We start from the raw sequence: 17,808 nt of genomic DNA, 5'->3' as shown, positions 1-17,808 counted from the left end.
ATGCAAAAAACAGCCTTTATTTGGGATTTGGACGGGACTTTATTGGACTCTTACGAAGCGATTTTGTCAGGGATTGAGGAGACCTTTGCTCAGTTTTCTATTCCTTATAATAAGGAGAAAGTGAGAGAGTTAATCCTCAGGTATTCTGTGCAGGATTTGCTGGAGCAAGTGGCAGAAGAGAGAAACCTGGATGCGGAAGTGCTCAATCAAGTACGTGCCCAGAGCCTGGCTGAGAAAAATGCCCAGGTAGTTTTGATGCCAGGTGCGCGTGAAGTGCTAGCTTGGGCAGACCAAGCAGGGATTCAGCAGTTTGTCTATACTCATAAGGGGGACAATGCTTTTACCATTCTCAGAGACTTGGGGTTGGAATCCTATTTCAAAGAGATTTTAACCAGTCAGAGTGGCTTTACGCGCAAGCCTAATCCAGAAGCGGCTAACTATCTGCTAGACAAGTATGAGTTGAATCCTAATAATACCTATTATATAGGGGACCGGAGTTTGGATGTGGAATTTGCCCAGAATAGTGGCCTTCAAAGCATCAACTTTTTAGAATCTTCTTTTGAAGGCAATCACATGATTCAAGAGTTAGCAGATATTCCTCATATTTTTGAGAGTAAGTAACGAGAAGATTGTGTCAATTTTGTGACAGAAACCTAACAAACTATTTCAAGTAATCGAGTTTGTTACAAGGAATAGACAGTTCTGTTAAATAGGCCCGAGAGGGCTTTTTTTCTGCTTTTTTTGTGTTATGATAGACAGGTACTCATTTGAAAGGAATATGAACGAATGAAGAAAAGAATTATTTTAGCCTCAACAGTAGCCTTGTCTTTTGCGCCAGCATTGGCAACTCAAGCGGAAGAAATCTCTTGGACAGCACGTACTGTTGAGCAAATCCAAAATGACGTGACGAAAAACGAGAACAAAAACAGCTATACAGTTCAGTATGGTGATACCCTGAGCACGATTGCAGAAGCTTTGGGAGTAGATGTGACGGTTCTTGCCAATTTGAACAAAATCACTAATATGGACTTGATTTTCCCAGATACTGTCCTCACTACAACTGTCAATGAGGAAGAAGAAGTAACGGAAGTTGAAATCCAAACTCCTCAAACAGATGCTAGTGAAGAAGTGACGACTGCGACCGCTGATTTGACGACCAACCAAGTGACAGTTGATGAACAAACAGTTCAAGTAGAAGACCTTTCTCAACCAATTGAGGATACTCCAACTGCAACAGAGACGGAAAAACCAGCAGAAGTAGCGCCAAGTTCAGAAGTTTCTGATACAGCGACAGTTGCTGAAGAGATACCATCTACAGAAACACCTGTAGTAGAAGAAACAGCTGATACGACTCCAACGGAAGCACCAGTAGCAGAAACAACTCGCCCAGTTGAAGAAGAAGCTCCTCAAGCAGCGACTCCAGCTACCGAAGAAACGGCAGCAACAACTCCAGCAGAAGCCCCAGTTTCAGCTGCTCCAGCAACTGAAACGCCTGCTGATACAAGAGGAACAAGTGCAACAGAAGAAACAGCAACATCAACAGCAACTTCTGACACTGCAACTTCGACTTATCAAGCAGAGCAAAGCCAAACTCCTTCAAGAACTTATTCGGCTCCAGCAGCTCCTGATTATGCAGGACTTGCTGTAGCTAAGTCTGAGAATGCTGGTCTTCAACCGCAAACGGCAGCCTTTAAAGAAGAAGTAGCCAACTTGTTTGGCATCACATCCTTTAGTGGCTACCGTCCTGGTGACAGTGGGGACCATGGTAAAGGTTTGGCCATCGACTTTATGGTTCCAGTGAGTTCAGCACTCGGAGATCAAATTGCAGAATATGCAGTCAAAAATATGGCTAGCCGTGGTATCAACTACATCATCTGGAAGCAACGTTTCTACGCTCCATATGATAGTAAATATGGACCAGCCTACACGTGGAATCCAATGCCAGACCGTGGTAGCGTAACCGAAAACCACTATGACCACGTCCACGTTTCAATGAACTAATCATTAAAATGGAAGTTGGGAACTGATTGAGTTCTCGCTTCTTTTTTTGTGTCATTCCTTCAGGATAAACAAGAAGATTATTCTGAAGCAAGGTGGGCCTGCTATTTTGACTCTGCTGAGTATGTTGCTTTTGAAATAAGAAAACCAGCGTCCTGAACGACGCTGGTTTTTGTAGACTCTTATCCATTTCGACGTTTACGGGCTAGTAGGGCTCTGTAAAAGAAGATGTGATTGTTTTGGATATAGGGAAGGATTGAAAAACTAGCAATTCCAAAAGTGAGCCAGTTGAGGAAGTACCAAGGGAGTAGTTGTAGGTCGAGGACAAAGCGCTGGAATTTGTAACCTTTCATCAAGAAACGGCTGGTTTTCAGGATTTGACGGGGTTTAGCCTGTCCTAAATCCAGAGTGTCGCAGAGGAGGAATTCTACCTGTGAGTAGGCATAATGTTGCGGGATATAGAGGGCATTTCCTACAATCATCAAGATGAGGCTCGCAAAAAAATAGAGCCCAAAGGTCATAAGGAATTGCTCGTTTTCAATAGATGAGAGGTCTAGTTTTGGAAACTCAGGATGTAGGGCAACAAATCTACGAGCCAAGAGATTGCTATAAAAGAGGAAATAAACGCCTACTAGGTTTGGAATACTCCATAAAAAGAGGTAGAAGCGCTTGAGGAGCAGAGTTAGGAAGGTTTGTGTGAAGCGCTCTTCAGCAAAGAGGGCCAGACTAGATTTTACTGAGAGTCCCGTATCAGGATCCTTGAGGAGTCGGAGTGCCGCAAAGGCAGCACCTGCTAGAAAAATAGCGCTCATAAAAGAAACCACTAGCGGGAAGAGATAGGCTTGGAGAACTTGTGCCAGCATGCTGAAAAAGGATTGCTCTAAAACACTTTCTTGGAGACGAGCCAAGGGGTTGAGAAAGCCTGACAAGATGACCAACATACTAGGAAGGAGATAGACCAGAAGGAGGCGGGGATTTTCAGCCTGAAATTGCCTAGCCTGCAGACGAATAGTTTTTAAATCAATTTTTGGGTATTTCATTCTCTCATTATACCATAGTTCGTGACAGTTCCAGCTTTTTTTGATAAAATCATACAGTATGCCTTTGGGCACAAAGTATGAACTGGGACTGTTTTTCCCAGCTTCGGAGGTAAAAAATGTCAGATTCACCAATCAAATACCGTTTGATTAAGAAAGAAAAACATACAGGAGCTCGTCTGGGAGAAATCATCACCCCGCACGGTACTTTTCCAACGCCTATGTTTATGCCAGTTGGGACCCAAGCTACTGTCAAGACCCAGTCACCAGAGGAGTTGAAGGAGATGGGATCAGGAATTATCCTGTCCAATACCTATCATCTCTGGCTTCGCCCTGGGGACGAACTCATCGCACGCGCAGGTGGTCTCCACAAGTTCATGAATTGGGACCAGCCAATTTTGACGGATAGTGGTGGTTTCCAGGTTTATTCCCTAGCAGATAGCCGAAATATCACCGAAGAAGGCGTAACCTTTAAAAACCATCTCAATGGTTCCAAGATGTTCCTATCACCAGAGAAAGCCATCTCTATTCAGAACAATCTAGGCTCCGACATCATGATGTCTTTTGATGAATGTCCTCAGTTTTACCAACCTTATGACTACGTTAAGAAATCAATCGAGCGTACTAGCCGTTGGGCTGAGCGTGGTTTGAAGGCTCACCGTCGCCCACATGACCAAGGTTTGTTTGGAATTGTACAGGGGGCAGGATTTGAAGACCTTCGCCGTCAGTCAGCTCACGACCTTGTTAGCATGGACTTCCCTGGCTACTCTATCGGTGGTTTGGCAGTAGGAGAAACGCACGAAGAAATGAATGCAGTCTTGGACTTCACAACTCAACTTCTTCCTGAAAACAAACCTCGCTATTTGATGGGTGTCGGAGCACCAGACAGCTTGATCGATGGGGTCATTCGTGGTGTGGATATGTTTGACTGTGTCTTGCCGACTCGTATCGCTCGTAACGGAACTTGTATGACCAGCCAAGGTCGTTTGGTTGTCAAGAATGCCCAATTCGCTGAAGATTTTACACCACTGGATCCTGAGTGTGATTGCTACACATGTAAGAATTATACACGCGCTTATCTTCGTCACCTGCTCAAGGCTGATGAAACCTTTGGTATCCGCTTGACTAGCTACCACAATCTTTACTTCTTACTCAACCTGATGAAGCAAGTGCGTCAAGCCATTATGGATGACAATCTCTTGGAATTTCGTGAGTATTTTGTAGAAAAATATGGCTACAACAAGTCAGGACGCAATTTTTAAAGTGTAAAAATAGAATGCCAAAATCCTAAGTTTTCTCTTAGGATTTTTCCTATTTTTTTGATAGAATAGGGAGTATAATGGAATGGAAATTAGGTGGTGTTTTGCTTCCTAATTTAATGGAGAATAGACTCGTATGCGTATTAAATGGTTTTCCTTGATTAGGATTACAGGTTTACTTTTGGTGCTTTTGTACCACTTCTTTCAAACGATCTTTCCTGGAGGATTCTTTGGGGTAGATGTCTTTTTCACTTTTTCAGGATTTTTGATCACCTCCCTCCTTTTAGAAGAATTTGGGAAGGCACGCCAGATTGATTTGCTGGGATTTTTTAAGAGACGGTTTTACCGCATCGTGCCACCTGTGGTGCTGATGGTTTTGGTGACCATGCCTTTTACTTTCTTGGTTCGTCAAGACTATGTTGCTGGAATTGGTGGCCAGATAGCTGGAGTTCTCGGTTTTATGACCAACTTCTACGAAATGTTAACAGGGGGAAGTTATGAATCCCAGTTCATTCCGCATCTCTTTGTTCACAACTGGAGCCTAGCTGTTGAGGTTCACTACTATATCCTTTGGGGCTTAGCGGTTTGGTTCTTATCGAAACGTTCAAAATCTAGTAGTCAATTGAGAGGGATGGTCTTTCTTCTTTCTGCTGGGGCTTTTATCATTAGCTTTTTCTCCATGTTTATTGGTAGTCTAATGGCGAGTTCCTATTCATCTGTCTACTTTTCAAGTTTGACCCATGTCTATCCCTTCTTTTTAGGAAGCATTTTGGCGACAGTTGTGGGGGTTCGTCAGACGAGCGATTTAGTCAAGCAGTTTGACCGGATGTGGGACCTTCGTCAGAATTTACTGGTCTTTGCGGCAGGTCTTTTGGTATTGTTGCTTCTGACTTTCTTTGTCAAATTTACCTACCTGTTCGCTTACTTGTTTGGTTTCTTGCTTGCCAGCTTAGCAGCCGTTGTCATGATTTTTGCTGCACGTGTCTTGCATGAGAAGACTCCGGAGATGCAAGAACCTAGAATAATCACCTTTCTAGCGGACACCAGCTACGCGGTTTATCTCTTCCACTGGCCTTTTTATATTATCTTTTCTCAGTTGATGAGTAATCTGCCTGCTGTTATTCTGACAATCATCTTTTCTTATTTCTTTGCTATCCTATCCTTCTATATTATTGAGCCATTGATTGCTGGTAAATCCAATCCTTTAATACGGAAGATTAGTCGATTGCCTCATATTAAACCAATTAGTGCTGGTGGTGCTGGCATTCTTACCTTGCTTACCTTGATTATCATAGCTGTGGCTCCTCAAGTTGGAGCTTTTGAGACAGACTTGATGGTCAATGGTTTCAAACAAGCCCAGACCAATATAGGACAAACAAAGACTCTTGCTGAACAAGCTGAACTGAGTCGTCTAGGAATTTCTGATGGAACAAGCCTAATAGGAGATTCGGTAGCCTTGCGCGCCAATACAGCCTTACAAGAGGCACTTCCTGAAGCAAATATCAATGCCCAAGTTAGTCGGACGACCAAGCAAGCCAATGACATTATGCTCAATAACAGTCAGAACAAGGCGCTGCTAAAAACAGTTGTCATTGCAACGGGAGTCAACAATCCTGAAGGTTACAAGAATGATTTGGACAGCATCGTGAACAATCTACCGAAAGGACACCATCTGATACTGGTGACACCTTATGAGGGAGACAAGAGCAAGGACACTTACACATCAGTGGAGCAGTATGCGGCTTATGCACGGGAATTAGCTGAAAAGAATCCTTACGTAAGCATCGCTGACTGGAATAAGGTTGCTAAGGAACACCCTGAAATCTGGGCTGGAACTGACCAAGTTCACTTTGGAAATGATAGCAACATGATTGAAGAAGGTGCTAAACTTTACGCAGAGACGATTGCAGCTGCTGTTAAGGCTGCTCAAGAACTGCCTGTAAAATCAAAATAAGATCAAAGAGTTGGAGAAATCCAGCTCTTTTAAAATATCTCTAGAAAATAGGTCTATACCATTTACAAATGAAAAAGAAAGGTTTATAATGTAATTGACATAATAAATTCTAGAATCAATCTATCAAGGAGGTTATCATTATGCCTAATTATATTAAAGCGGATCAGTTTTTCTACCCATACGGAGTTCGTCGTGGCGGTTACTTGGAACTTGTGGATGGCAAGTTTGGCAAACATGTAGAACAGATTCCTGAAGGAGCTGAGGTGATTGACTATACAGGTTATAGCATTGCCCCAGGACTTGTGGATACCCATATTCATGGATTTGGTGGTGTAGATGTCATGGACAATAACATCGAAGGAACCCTTCATACCATGAGTGAAGGATTGCTTAGCACGGGTGTTACCAGCTTCTTGCCAACGACGTTGACTTCCTCTTACGAGCAGTTGCTTGCGGTAACTGAAAATATCGGTGCTCGTTACCAGGAAGCAAGTGGAGCCAAGATTCGTGGAATCTATTTTGAAGGCCCTTATTTCACAGAGAAATACAAGGGAGCTCAAAACCCTACCTATATGAAGGACCCTCGTATGGATGAGTTTCGTGCTTGGCAAAAAGCAGCCAATGGTTTGCTTAATAAAATTGCCCTTGCGCCAGAACGTGAAGGTGTAGAAGACTTTGTTCGTACAATTACGGGTGAAGGAGTGACTGTTGCTCTTGGACACTCCAATGCGACTTTTGATGAAGCTAAAAAAGCAGTGGATGCTGGAGCAAGCGTTTGGGTACATGCCTACAATGGGATGCGTGGGTTGACTCACCGTGAACTCGGTATGGTGGGAGCCATGTATGAATTGCCTCATACTTACGCAGAATTAATTTGTGATGGTCACCATGTAGATCCAAAGGCCTGTGATATCTTGCTCAAACAAAAGGGAACAGAAAATATCGCCCTTATCACAGACTGTATGACAGCGGGTGGATTGGAAGACGGAGACTACATGTTGGGAGAATTCCCAGTAGTCGTTGCTAATGGAACTGCTCGCCTCAAATCGACAGGCAATTTGGCAGGTTCTATCCTCAAACTCAAAGACGGTTTGAAGAATGTGGTCGAATGGGGAATTGCGAATCCGCATGAAGCAGTCATGATGGCCAGTCTCAACCCAGCAAAATCTGTTCACATCGATGATGTCTGTGGTCAAATCCGTGAAGGCTACGACGCTGACTTTATCGTACTAGATAAAGATTTGGAATTGGTAGCAACCTACCTAGACGGTGTGAAACGTTATCAAGCCTAAGATGATAAAATAGGAGTCGGCATAGGACTCCTATTTTTATGATGGTCTTAAAATAGGTTTTAATAAGTTTCTCTGATAGGGCACTTAAGCAAAATTCTTTCCTTGTTTTGAAAAATTCGTTATAATATACGATACAAAGGAAGTAGTAAGAATGTATCGTGTTATAGAAATGTATGGGGATTTTGAACCGTGGTGGTTCATAGAAGGTTGGGAAGAAGATGTCATCATGAGTCAATCTTTTGACAAGTATTATGATGCTCTAAAATATTATAAATCATGCTGGTTTGAGCTGGAAAAGAAGAATCCTCTTTATAAGAGTCGGAGTGATTTGATGACTATCTTTTGGGATCCTGCCGACCAACGCTGGTGTGATGAGTGTGATGAGTATTTGCAACAGTACCATTCTTTGGCACTTTTGCAGGATGAGCAAGTCATCCCCGATGAAAAGCTACGTCCAGGCTACGAAAAACAAACAGGTCAAGAAAAACACCGTTCTTGCCGTATGAAATGGAGATAAAAAAAGTAACTTTTTAAGTTGCTTTTTATTTTTTTCAATTTTTTGCGAATAGTTAGATAAGGAGGGCGGTATGGTACAAGAAATTGCACAAAAAATTATTGCTACTGCGAAAGAAAAGAAGGCCCAGGATATCTATTTTATCCCCAAGGAAAAGTCCTACGAACTTCACATGCGGGTTGGAGACGAACGGTGTCTCGTTGACTCCTATGAGTTTGATGTTTTAGCTGCAGTGATTAGTCATTTTAAGTTTGTGGCGGGTATGAACGTAGGAGAGAAGAGACGTAGTCAGCTGGGCTCTTGCGACTATCAGCATGGGGAGAAGGTGTCTTCTCTGCGTTTGTCTACCGTAGGAGATTATCGGGGACATGAGAGTTTGGTCATTCGTTTGTTGCACGATGAGGAGCAGGACCTGCATTTCTGGTTTCAGGATATGAACGAACTGGGTGAGCAGTATAGGCAACGGGGACTCTATCTCTTTGCAGGTCCAGTCGGAAGTGGCAAGACGACCTTGATGCACGAATTGGCCAAGTCTCTGTTTAAAGGACAGCAGGTTATGTCCATCGAAGATCCTGTCGAAATCAAGCAGGACGACATGCTCCAGTTGCAGTTGAATGAGGCGATTGGATTGACCTATGAAAATCTCATCAAACTGTCTCTCCGGCATCGTCCGGACCTCTTGATTATTGGTGAAATTCGGGATAGCGAGACAGCGCGTGCAGTGGTCAGAGCCAGTTTGACAGGGGCGACAGTTTTTTCAACCATTCATGCCAAGAGTATCCGAGGTGTTTATGAACGCCTTCTGGAGTTGGGTGTGACGGAGGAGGAACTAGCAGTTGTCCTGCAAGGAGTCTGCTACCAGAGATTAATCGGGGGAGGAGGAATCGTTGACTTTGCAAACAAAGACTATCAAGAACACCAGCCAACTAGCTGGAATGAGCAGATTGATCAGCTTCTTAAAGATGGACATATCACAAGTCTTCAGGCTGAAACGGAAAGAATTAGCTACAGCTAAGCAGAAGAAAATCATCACCTTGTTTAACAACCTCTTCTCCAGTGGCTTTCATTTGGTGGAAATTATTTCTTTCTTGGGAAGAAGTGCCCTGCTAGAAAAGGACTATGTGGCCCAGATGCACCAAGGCTTGTCTCAGGGGAAATCCTTTTCAGAGATGATGGACAGCTTGGGTTTTTCAAGTGCTATCGTGACCCAATTATCTCTAGCTGAAGTGCATGGAAATCTTCACCTGAGTTTGGCAAAGATAGAAGAATATCTGGACAATTTAGCCAAGGTCAAGAAAAAATTAATCGAAGTGGCGACCTATCCCCTGATTTTGCTGGGATTTCTTCTGCTAATCATGCTGGGGTTGAGAAACTATTTGCTGCCTCAACTGGACAGTAGCAATATTGCCACTCAAATCATCGGCAATCTGCCACAAATTTTTCTGGGACTTGTGTTGGTTTGCACTCTGTCTCTACTTTTAGCTCTCACTTTCTACAAAAGAAGTTCCAAGATGCGAGTCTTCTCTATGTTAGCACGGATTCCCTTTCTTGGAATCTTTGTCCAGACTTATCTGACAGCCTATTATGCGCGTGAATGGGGCAATATGATTTCGCAGGGGATGGAGTTGACGCAGATTTTTCAGATCATGCAGGGACAGGGTTCCCAGCTCTTTAAAGAAATCGGTCAAGATCTGGCTCAAGCCCTGCAAAATGGCCGCGAATTTTCTCAAACCATAGCGACCTATCCCTTCTTTAAAAAGGAGTTGAGTCTCATCATTGAGTATGGGGAAGTCAAGTCCAAGCTGGGGAGTGAGTTGAAAATCTATGCAGAAAAGACTTGGGAAGCCTTTTTTACCCGAGTCAACCGCACCATGAATTTGGTGCAGCCACTGGTCTTTATCTTTGTGGCCCTGATTATCGTTTTACTTTATGCGGCAATGCTCATGCCCATGTATCAAAATATGGAGGTAAATTTTTAAAATGAAAAAACTCATGACAAAATTAAAAAAAGCCAAGGTTCAAGCTTTCACTCTGGTAGAAATGTTAGTCGTCTTGCTCATCATCAGCGTTCTTCTCTTGCTCTTTGTGCCTAATTTGACCAAGCAAAAGGATGCCGTTGATGACAAAGGAAAAGCTGCTGTTGTCAAGGTTGTAGAAAGCCAGGCAGAACTTTATCGTTTGGATAAAAATGATGATGCCAGCCTCAGCAAATTACAATCGGACGGTCGTATCACAGCTGAGCAAGCCAAAGCTTATAAAGACTACCATGCAAAACAAAAAACAAGTCAAACTGTTGCAGATTAAGGCCTTTACCATGTTTGAAAGCCTCTTGGTTTTGGGACTTGTGAGTATCATTGCTATGGCTTTATCAGGTTCAGTCCAGTCCACGTTTGCAGCTGTAGAGGAGCAGATTTTCTTTATGGAGTTTGAAGAACTCTACCGTGAAACGCAAAAGCGTAGTGTAGCTAGTCAACAAAAGACAAATTTGAGCATAGACGGACAGACGATTAGCAATGGCAGTCAAAAGTTGACAGTTCCCAAAGGAATTCAAGCACCATCAGGACAAAGCATTATATTTGACCGAGCTGGGGGCAACTCGTCTCTGGCTAAGGTTGAATTTCAGACCAGCAAAGGAGCAATCAGCTATCGATTATATCTAGGAAATGGAAAAATTAAACGCATTAAAGAAACAAAAAATTAGGGCAGTGATTTTACTGGAAGCGATAGTTGCTCTAGCCGTGTTTGCCAGCATTGCGACCCTTCTTTTGGGACAAATCCAGAAAAGTAGACAAGAAGAGGCAGAAATTTTGCAAAAGGAAGAAGTCTTACGTGTGGCTAAGATGGCCTTACAGACGGGGCAAAATCAAGTAAAGGTCAATGGCGTGGAGATTCAGGTGTTTGCTAGTGAAAAAGAATTGGAGGTCTACCATGGTTCAGAGAAATTGCTGGATCTTAAAGAGCAGTAAGGTAAGAGCTTTCACTCTTTTAGAATCTCTGCTTGCTCTTATCGTCATTAGCGGTGGCTTACTTCTATTTCAAGCCATGAGTCAGCTCCTCATTTCAGAAGTTCGTTACCAGCAGCAAAGCGAGCAAAAGGAGTGGCTCTTGTTTGTGGACCAGCTAGAGGCAGAGTTAGAGCGTTCGCAGTTTGAAAAGGTGGAAGCCAATCACCTTTATGTGAAGCAAGATGGCAAGGATATCGCTATGGGCAAGTCCAAATCAGATGATTTTCGGAAAACCGATAGCAGTGGACGGGGTTACCAGCCAATGGTTTATGGACTCAAATCAGCTCAGATTACAGAGGAAAATCAATTGGTTCGCTTTCGTTTTCAATTTCAAAAGGGCTTAGAAAGAGAGTTCATCTATCGTGTGGAAAAAGCAAAAAGTTAAGGCAGGCGTTCTTTTATATGCAGTCACCATGGCAGCCATTTTTAGCCTTTTGTTGCAGTTTTATTTGAATCGGCAAGTAGCTCATCACAAAGACTTTGCCCTAAACAAAGAAAAGTTGATCGCTTTTGCCATGGCCAAGCGAAGCAAAGATAAGGCTGAACAAGAAAGTGGGGAACGAGGCTTTAACTTAGGAAAAGTCACTTATCAAAATACCAAAACAGGTTTTGCAACAAGTGTTCGTATGAATAAGGGCAATTATGAATTTCTCTTTCCTCCGATGAAAATCCAAGAAAAGAAAACAGCTAAAAAGGAAGAGGTAGCGACTGATTCAAGCAATCAAGCAGGGAAGAAAAAATCAGAAGAAAAGCCTGAAAAGAAAGCCAATTCCTAGGCAATTCAACTTCTTTGTGTTACACTAAAAGCATGAAACACGATTTTAATCACAAAGCAGAAACCTTTGATTCGCCCAAAAATATCTTTCTTGCAAACTTGGTTTGTCAAGCAATTGAAAAACAGATTGATTTTCTATCAGACAAGGCAATACTGGACTTTGGTGGTGGGACGGGTCTGTTAGCCTTGCCTCTAGCTAAGCAAGCCCAGTCGGTTACCCTTGTAGACATCTCGGAGAAAATGCTGGAGCAAGCCCGTTTGAAAGCAGAGCAACAAGACATCAAGAATATCCAGTTTTTGGAGCAGGATTTACTGGCAAATCCCTTGGAACAGCAATTTGACCTGATTGTTGTCAGTCGGGTTCTTCATCATATGCCTGATCTAGATGCTACTCTTGCCATGTTTCACCATCACCTTAGGGAGAATGGACAGGTCCTCATTGCTGATTTTGTCAAGACAGATACCAATCATCATGGTTTTGATTTAGCTGAACTGGAAAATAAGCTAGCCCAGTTTGGTTTTTCGAGCATTGACAGTCAGATCCTTTACAGTGCTGAAGGTCTTTTCCTAGGAAATTACGCAGAACTCTTTTTAACAGTAGCCCAAAAATCACTCGCTGACTAAAGCAGTGATTTTTTCTCTTCAGATGGAAAAAAGGAGGGAAATTTGATAAGATAGGAATATGGATTTTGAAAAAATAGAACAAGCTTATATGTATTTACTAGAGAATGTCCAAGTCATCCAAAGTGATTTGGCGACCAACTTTTATGACGCCTTGGTAGAGCAAAACAGCATTTATCTGGATGGCGAGACTGAGATAAAGCAGGTCAAGGAGAACAATCAAGCCCTTAAACGCTTAGCGCTTCGCAAGGAAGAGTGGCTCAAGACCTACCAGTTTCTCTTGATGAAGGCAGGGCAAACGGAACCTTTGCAGGCTAATCACCAGTTTACGCCGGATGCCATTGCCCTCCTCTTGGTACTTATTGTGGAAGAGTTGCTGGATCAAGAGGAAATTAGCATCCTCGAAATGGGTTCTGGTATGGGCATTTTGGGGGCTACTTTCTTGACTTCTCTCGCTAAAAAAGTAGATTACTTGGGAATCGAAGTGGATGACTTGCTGATTGATTTGGCAGCTAGTATGGCAGATGTGATCGGTTTACAAGCTGGTTTTGTCCAAGGAGATGCCGTTCGTCCGCAAATGCTTAAAGAAAGCGACGTGGTCATCAGCGACTTGCCTGTTGGCTATTACCCAGATGATGCCATCGCTTCACGCTATCAAGTGGCTTCTAGTCAAGAACATACCTATGCCCACCATTTGCTAATGGAACAAGGCCTCAAGTACCTTAAGTCAGATGGTTATGCTATTTTTCTAGCTCCGAGTGATTTATTGACCAGTCCTCAAAGTGATTTGTTAAAAGCGTGGCTCAAAGACGAAGTGAGTCTGGCTGCTATCATCTCTCTGCCAGAGGATATTTTCTCAACTGCAAGCCAAGCTAAAAGTATTTTTGTCTTACAGAAGAAAAGAGACAAGGAAATAGAACCCTTTGTTTACCCTCTTACTAGCTTGCAAGATCCGTCAGTTTTGTTTACCTTTAAAGAAAATTTTCAAAATTGGAGCAAAGGTACTGAAATATAAAAGAGATTTTGTTATAATAGATGAAAACGCTTAAAAAGAGGTATCATCTTATGACAAAAACAATTGCAATCAATGCAGGAAGCTCAAGCTTGAAATGGCAACTTTATCAAATGCCTGAGGAAAAAGTTTTGGCTAAAGGCTTGATTGAACGTATTGGATTGAAAGATTCAATTTCAACAGTAAAATTTGACGGTCGTTCGGAGCAACAAATTCTTGATATTGAAGACCATACACAAGCCGTTAAAATTTTATTGGATGACTTGATTCGTTTTGACATCATTAACGGGTACGATGAGATTACAGGTGTCGGACACCGCGTCGTTGCAGGTGGTGAATATTTCAAGGAATCAACAGTTGTTGAGGGAGATGTGTTAGAAAAAGTTGAGGAATTGGGGCTCTTGGCTCCTCTTCACAATCCAGCCAACGCAGCTGGAATTCGCGCATTTAAGGAATTGCTTCCAGATATTACCAGTGTTGTCGTATTTGATACCTCATTCCACACAACCATGCCAGAAAAGGCTTATCGCTACCCTCTACCAACTAAATACTATACAGAAAACAAGGTTCGTAAATACGGTGCCCACGGGACAAGTCACCAGTTTGTCGCAGGAGAAGCAGCGAAACTTTTGGGCCGTCCTCTAGAAGATTTGAAATTGATTACCTGCCATATTGGTAACGGGGCTTCTATCACAGCTGTTAAGGGTGGGAAGTCTGTGGATACTTCTATGGGATTCACACCACTCGGCGGTGTGATGATGGGAACTCGTACAGGAGATATTGACCCTGCTATCATCCCTTATCTCATGCAATATACAGAGGATTTCAATACCCCAGAAGATATTAGTCGCGTTCTTAATCGTGAATCAGGGCTCATGGGAGTTTCTGGTCAGTCAAGCGATATGCGTGATGTGATTGCTGCCATGGAAGCAGGAGACCATGATGCGACTTTAGCTTATGAAATGTATGTTGATCGTATCCAAAAACATATCGGCCAATACCTTGCAGTCCTAAATGGAGCAGATGCGATTATCTTCACAGCAGGTATCGGTGAAAATGCAGCTTTGGTTCGTGAGGATGTCATTTCAGGTATCTCTTGGTTTGGTTGTGATGTGGATCCAGAAAAGAACGTCTTTGGCGTAACGGGAGACATCTCAACTGACGCAGCGAAAATCCGTGTCTTGGTTATTCCAACAGATGAAGAATTGGTGATTGCACGCGATGTTGAACGCTTGAAAAAATAAGTAAATACACATAAAATTTGATTGTGAAAAGAAGTTGGGAAAGAGATTTTCCAGCTTTTTTTCTGTAGAAAATGTCTAAAACCTTGCTGTTATTGGCTTTTTCAAAAAATATGGTATAATAGTAGTAATTTAATAGATGGAGTTGAGTTTTGAAGAAAAGCTTTCGTGTAAAAAGAGAGAAAGATTTTAAGGCGATTTTCAAGGACGGAACAAGTTTTGCCAATCGAAAATTTGTTGTCTACCAATTGGAAAATCAGCAAAACCATTTTCGAGTAGGACTGTCCGTCAGCAAAAAGCTGGGGAATGCAGTTACCAGAAATCAAATTAAAAGACGAATCCGGCACATTCTACAAAGTGTAAAAGGGAGTTTAGTAGAGCATGTTGATTTTGTTGTGATTGCCCGAAAAGGGGTGGAAACCTTGGAATATGCAGAGATGGAGAAAAACCTACTCCACGTATTAAAGTTATCAAAGATTTACCAGGAAGGAAATGGGAGTGAAAAAGAAACTACAGTTGACTAGTTTGTTGGGCTTGTCCTTGTTTATCATGACAGCCTGTGCAACAAATGGTACAGCTAGCGATATAACAGCAGATTCGATAGACTTTTGGAGCAAATTCGTCTATTTTTTTGCTGAAATTATCCGCTTTTTGTCCTTTGACATTAGTATCGGAGTGGGGATTATCCTCTTCACGATTTTGATCCGGACGATTTTATTGCCGGTCTTTCAGACACAGATGGTTGCCTCTAGAAAAATGCAAGAGGCTCAACCACGCATCAAGGCTTTGCGAGAGCAATATCCGGGTCGTGATATGGAAAGTAGAACCAAGCTAGACCAGGAGATGCGTAAGGTTTATAAAGAGTTAGGGATCAAACATTCCTCCTCTCTCTGGCCGATTTTAATACAAATGCCGGTTCTCTTGGCACTCTTTCAAGCCTTGAGTCGAGTAGACTTTTTGAAAACAGGTCACTTTTTATGGATTAATTTGGGAGGAGTAGATACAAGTTTTGTCCTTCCGATTTTGGCGGCAGTCTTTACCTTCTTGAGTAGCTGGTTATCGAATAAAGCTTTGTCTGAAAAAAGTGGAGCTACGACAGGGATGATGTATGGTATGCCTGTATTGATTTTTATTTTTGCCATCTCCGCCCCAAGTGGTGTAGCCTTGTACTGGGCTGTATCCAATGCTTACCAAGTACTGCAAACCTATTTCTTGAACAATCCTTTCAAGATTATTGCTGAAAGAGAAGCAGTAGTCCAAGCAGAAAGAGATTTAGAAGGCAAGAAGAGAAGAGCCTTGAAGAAAGCACAGAAAAAGAAAAAATAAGGAGGAATCTGATAATGGTATTATTTACAGGTTCAACGGTTGAAGAAGCAATCCAAAAAGGGTTGAAAGAATTAGACATTCCAAGAATGAAGGCCCACATCAAGGTCGTTTCGAAAGAGAAAAAAGGATTCTTAGGCTTGTTTGGTAAGAAGCCGGCTCAAGTTGATATCGAAGCGATTAGTGAAACGACAGTGATCAAAGCCAATCAGCAGGCCATTAAAGGGGTTCCAAAAGAAGTCAATGAAAAAAATGAACCCGTGAAAACAGTAAGTGAAGCAACTGTTGATTTGGGGCATGTAGTTGAAGCAATTAAGAAAATTGAAGAAGAAGGTCAAGGTGTCTCTGAAGAGGTCAAGGCTGAAATTTTGAAAAATGAAAAGCACGCCAGCACGATTTTGGAAGAAACAGGTCATATTTCAATTTTAAATGATTTGGAACCAGAGAATACTCCCGAGGAAGTGGAATCTGCTCCAGAAAAAGAAACTGAAACGCAGGAAGTGGCGAGCCAATCTTTGGAAGATTTAGGCTTGAAAGTAGAACCAAGTTATGACATCGAACAAGTGGCAACTGAAGTAGCTAACTACGTTCAAACCATTGTAGATGATATGGATGTTGAAGGGACGATTTCAAGTGACTACAATCGCCGCACCATCAATCTTCAAATTGACACTAACGAACCAGGCCGTATTATCGGTTATCATGGTAAAGTTTTGAAGGCCTTGCAACTATTGGCTCAAAATTATCTTTATAACCGCTATTCAAGAACCTTCTACATCACGATCAATGTCAATGATTACGTTGAACACCGTGCAGAAGTCTTGCAAACCTACGCTCAAAAATTGGCGACTCGCGTTTTAGAAGAAGGACGTAGCCAACAAACAGACCCAATGTCAAATAGCGAACGCAAGATTATCCATCGCATTATTTCACGCATGGATGGCGTGACGAGTTACTCTGAAGGTGACGAGCCAAATCGCTATGTTGTCGTAGATGCAGAATAAGCAAAGCAAAATCAGGTTCATCCTGATTTTTTGCTAGGAAAGGAAAGATTCAGATATGCTGAAAGCAGTTAGAGAATACCTATCATTTGCAGGAGTCCAGTACCGTAATCCTGATAAAGCTGGCGATGAAAGAGAAAAGATGTTGGCCTTGCGGCAAAAAGGTCAAGAAGCTCGAAAGTCTTTTACAGAACTGACCAAAACCTTTCAAGCAAGTCATCCAGAATGGCAACTCCAACAGACTAGTCAGTGGATGAACCAAGCGCAGCGTTTGCGACCGCATTTCTGGGTCTATCTACAGAGAGACGGACAAGTGACAGAACCTATGATGGCTCTTCGTTTGTATGGAACACCTGCTGACTTTGGGATTTCTTTGGAAGTCAGTTTCATCGAGCGCAAGAAAGACGAACAGACCTTAGACAAGCAAGCCAAGGTTTTAGAGCTTCCAGCGGTAGAAGGAATTTATTATCTAGTCTACTCAAATGGGGAAAGTCATAAGATGGAGGCTAATGAAGAAAATCGTCGTACTTTACGAGAGAAGCTGAGAAATCAGGAAGTTCGTAAAGTCTTAGTCAAGTCAGATGTTTCCTTCATTGAAAATCAGTCAGTAGAAGCGATATTGGAGAAGCTAGAAGACGCTTATATGCGCTTGCTCCCGTACTATGAAGTGACGAGGGGGTAGACAAATCAAATGTGTTAGATGAACGCAAATTGTTTTATTGCTATTCTATGCATTTTTTCATATAATAGTAAAATAGGATGTGTGATTCATTAAT

General features: G+C 42.3%; 21 protein-coding genes. 20 read left to right on the top strand and 1 reads right to left on the bottom strand.

Annotated elements, in window-relative coordinates:
• Both MK385_RS08895 and MK385_RS08890 read left to right on the top strand, forming a co-directional pair.
• Entirely contained in the window at positions 1-621 is a 621-nt protein-coding gene (locus tag MK385_RS08895; RefSeq protein WP_268725859.1) for an HAD family hydrolase, read from the top strand.
• Between the two features lie 165 nt (positions 622-786).
• The gene (locus MK385_RS08890; protein ID WP_268725858.1) at positions 787-2,001 is read left to right on the top strand and encodes a LysM peptidoglycan-binding domain-containing protein; all 1,215 of its coding nucleotides are present in this window, start codon (positions 787-789) and stop codon (positions 1,999-2,001) included.
• A 179-nt stretch (positions 2,002-2,180) separates the two neighbouring features.
• Here the strand turns inward: MK385_RS08890 and MK385_RS08885 are convergent, their stop codons facing one another.
• Complete coding sequence (locus MK385_RS08885) at positions 2,181-3,038, bottom strand: DUF975 family protein (protein WP_268725857.1); 858 nt, start codon at positions 3,036-3,038, stop codon at positions 2,181-2,183.
• A 116-nt stretch (positions 3,039-3,154) separates the two neighbouring features.
• On the opposite strand from MK385_RS08885, the gene tgt reads away from it, so the two are divergent.
• The 18 genes from tgt (at position 3,155) to MK385_RS08795 (ending at position 17,714) form a co-directional block, all read left to right on the top strand.
• The gene (gene tgt, locus MK385_RS08880; RefSeq protein WP_001285237.1) at positions 3,155-4,297 is read left to right on the top strand and encodes a tRNA guanosine(34) transglycosylase Tgt; all 1,143 of its coding nucleotides are present in this window, start codon (positions 3,155-3,157) and stop codon (positions 4,295-4,297) included.
• 133 nt (positions 4,298-4,430) lie between these two features.
• The gene (locus MK385_RS08875; protein ID WP_268725856.1) at positions 4,431-6,248 is read left to right on the top strand and encodes an acyltransferase family protein; all 1,818 of its coding nucleotides are present in this window, start codon (positions 4,431-4,433) and stop codon (positions 6,246-6,248) included.
• A gap of 140 nt (positions 6,249-6,388) precedes the next feature.
• Positions 6,389-7,540 (top strand): N-acetylglucosamine-6-phosphate deacetylase, encoded by a 1,152-nt coding sequence (nagA, locus tag MK385_RS08870; protein WP_268725855.1) that lies wholly within the window; start codon positions 6,389-6,391, stop codon positions 7,538-7,540.
• 151 nt (positions 7,541-7,691) lie between these two features.
• Positions 7,692-8,057: a DUF1033 family protein gene (locus MK385_RS08865; protein ID WP_000286399.1), complete on the top strand. Its 366-nt coding sequence runs from the start codon at positions 7,692-7,694 to the stop codon at positions 8,055-8,057.
• Positions 8,058-8,127: 70 nt separating this feature from the next.
• Positions 8,128-9,069, top strand: a complete 942-nt coding sequence (comGA, locus tag MK385_RS08860; RefSeq protein WP_268725854.1) for a competence type IV pilus ATPase ComGA — start codon at positions 8,128-8,130, stop codon at positions 9,067-9,069.
• On the top strand, positions 9,017-10,033 hold the full coding sequence (comGB, locus tag MK385_RS08855) for a competence type IV pilus assembly protein ComGB (RefSeq protein WP_268725873.1): 1,017 nt from the start codon (positions 9,017-9,019) through the stop codon (positions 10,031-10,033). The genes comGA and comGB overlap by 53 nt, the downstream gene beginning before the upstream one ends.
• 1 nt (position 10,034) lies before the next feature.
• The gene (comGC, locus tag MK385_RS08850; protein ID WP_268725853.1) at positions 10,035-10,358 is read left to right on the top strand and encodes a competence type IV pilus major pilin ComGC; all 324 of its coding nucleotides are present in this window, start codon (positions 10,035-10,037) and stop codon (positions 10,356-10,358) included.
• Entirely contained in the window at positions 10,321-10,755 is a 435-nt protein-coding gene (comGD, locus tag MK385_RS08845; protein ID WP_268725852.1) for a competence type IV pilus minor pilin ComGD, read from the top strand. Before comGC ends, comGD begins: the two co-directional genes overlap by 38 nt.
• Positions 10,718-11,020: a competence type IV pilus minor pilin ComGE gene (comGE, locus tag MK385_RS08840; RefSeq protein ID WP_268725851.1), complete on the top strand. Its 303-nt coding sequence runs from the start codon at positions 10,718-10,720 to the stop codon at positions 11,018-11,020. The genes comGD and comGE overlap by 38 nt, the downstream gene beginning before the upstream one ends.
• Positions 10,983-11,444: a competence type IV pilus minor pilin ComGF gene (gene comGF, locus MK385_RS08835; RefSeq protein WP_268725850.1), complete on the top strand. Its 462-nt coding sequence runs from the start codon at positions 10,983-10,985 to the stop codon at positions 11,442-11,444. Before comGE ends, comGF begins: the two co-directional genes overlap by 38 nt.
• Positions 11,422-11,835 carry a competence type IV pilus minor pilin ComGG gene (gene comGG / locus MK385_RS08830; RefSeq protein ID WP_268706014.1) on the top strand — a complete coding sequence of 138 codons (414 nt, stop codon included), beginning with the start codon at positions 11,422-11,424 and terminating at the stop codon, positions 11,833-11,835. Before comGF ends, comGG begins: the two co-directional genes overlap by 23 nt.
• A 32-nt stretch (positions 11,836-11,867) precedes the next feature.
• A complete protein-coding gene (locus MK385_RS08825) occupies positions 11,868-12,458 on the top strand; it encodes a class I SAM-dependent methyltransferase (RefSeq protein WP_268725849.1) in 591 nt (196 codons plus the stop codon).
• A 58-nt stretch (positions 12,459-12,516) separates the two neighbouring features.
• Positions 12,517-13,470, top strand: coding sequence for a class I SAM-dependent methyltransferase (locus MK385_RS08820; protein WP_268725848.1), 954 nt, complete (start codon positions 12,517-12,519; stop codon positions 13,468-13,470).
• A 50-nt stretch (positions 13,471-13,520) separates the two neighbouring features.
• Positions 13,521-14,711, top strand: a complete 1,191-nt coding sequence (locus MK385_RS08815) for an acetate kinase (RefSeq protein ID WP_268725847.1) — start codon at positions 13,521-13,523, stop codon at positions 14,709-14,711.
• A gap of 149 nt (positions 14,712-14,860) precedes the next feature.
• Positions 14,861-15,232, top strand: a complete 372-nt coding sequence (rnpA, locus tag MK385_RS08810; protein ID WP_000748120.1) for a ribonuclease P protein component — start codon at positions 14,861-14,863, stop codon at positions 15,230-15,232.
• On the top strand, positions 15,207-16,034 hold the full coding sequence (locus MK385_RS08805) for a membrane protein insertase YidC (RefSeq protein ID WP_268725846.1): 828 nt from the start codon (positions 15,207-15,209) through the stop codon (positions 16,032-16,034). The genes rnpA and MK385_RS08805 overlap by 26 nt, the downstream gene beginning before the upstream one ends.
• Positions 16,035-16,048: 14 nt before the next feature.
• Entirely contained in the window at positions 16,049-17,035 is a 987-nt protein-coding gene (jag, locus tag MK385_RS08800; RefSeq protein ID WP_268725845.1) for an RNA-binding cell elongation regulator Jag/EloR, read from the top strand.
• A gap of 55 nt (positions 17,036-17,090) precedes the next feature.
• On the top strand, positions 17,091-17,714 hold the full coding sequence (locus MK385_RS08795; protein ID WP_198460189.1) for a ribonuclease P: 624 nt from the start codon (positions 17,091-17,093) through the stop codon (positions 17,712-17,714).
• The last annotated feature ends 94 nt before the right edge of the window (positions 17,715-17,808 follow it).

Source organism: Streptococcus oralis (genome assembly GCF_026782125.1).
Taxonomy (GTDB): Bacteria; Bacillota; Bacilli; order Lactobacillales; family Streptococcaceae; genus Streptococcus; species Streptococcus oralis_CE.
The sequence above is the reverse complement of the archived record's forward strand: the minus strand, read 5'-3'. Positions and strand labels throughout refer to the sequence as shown.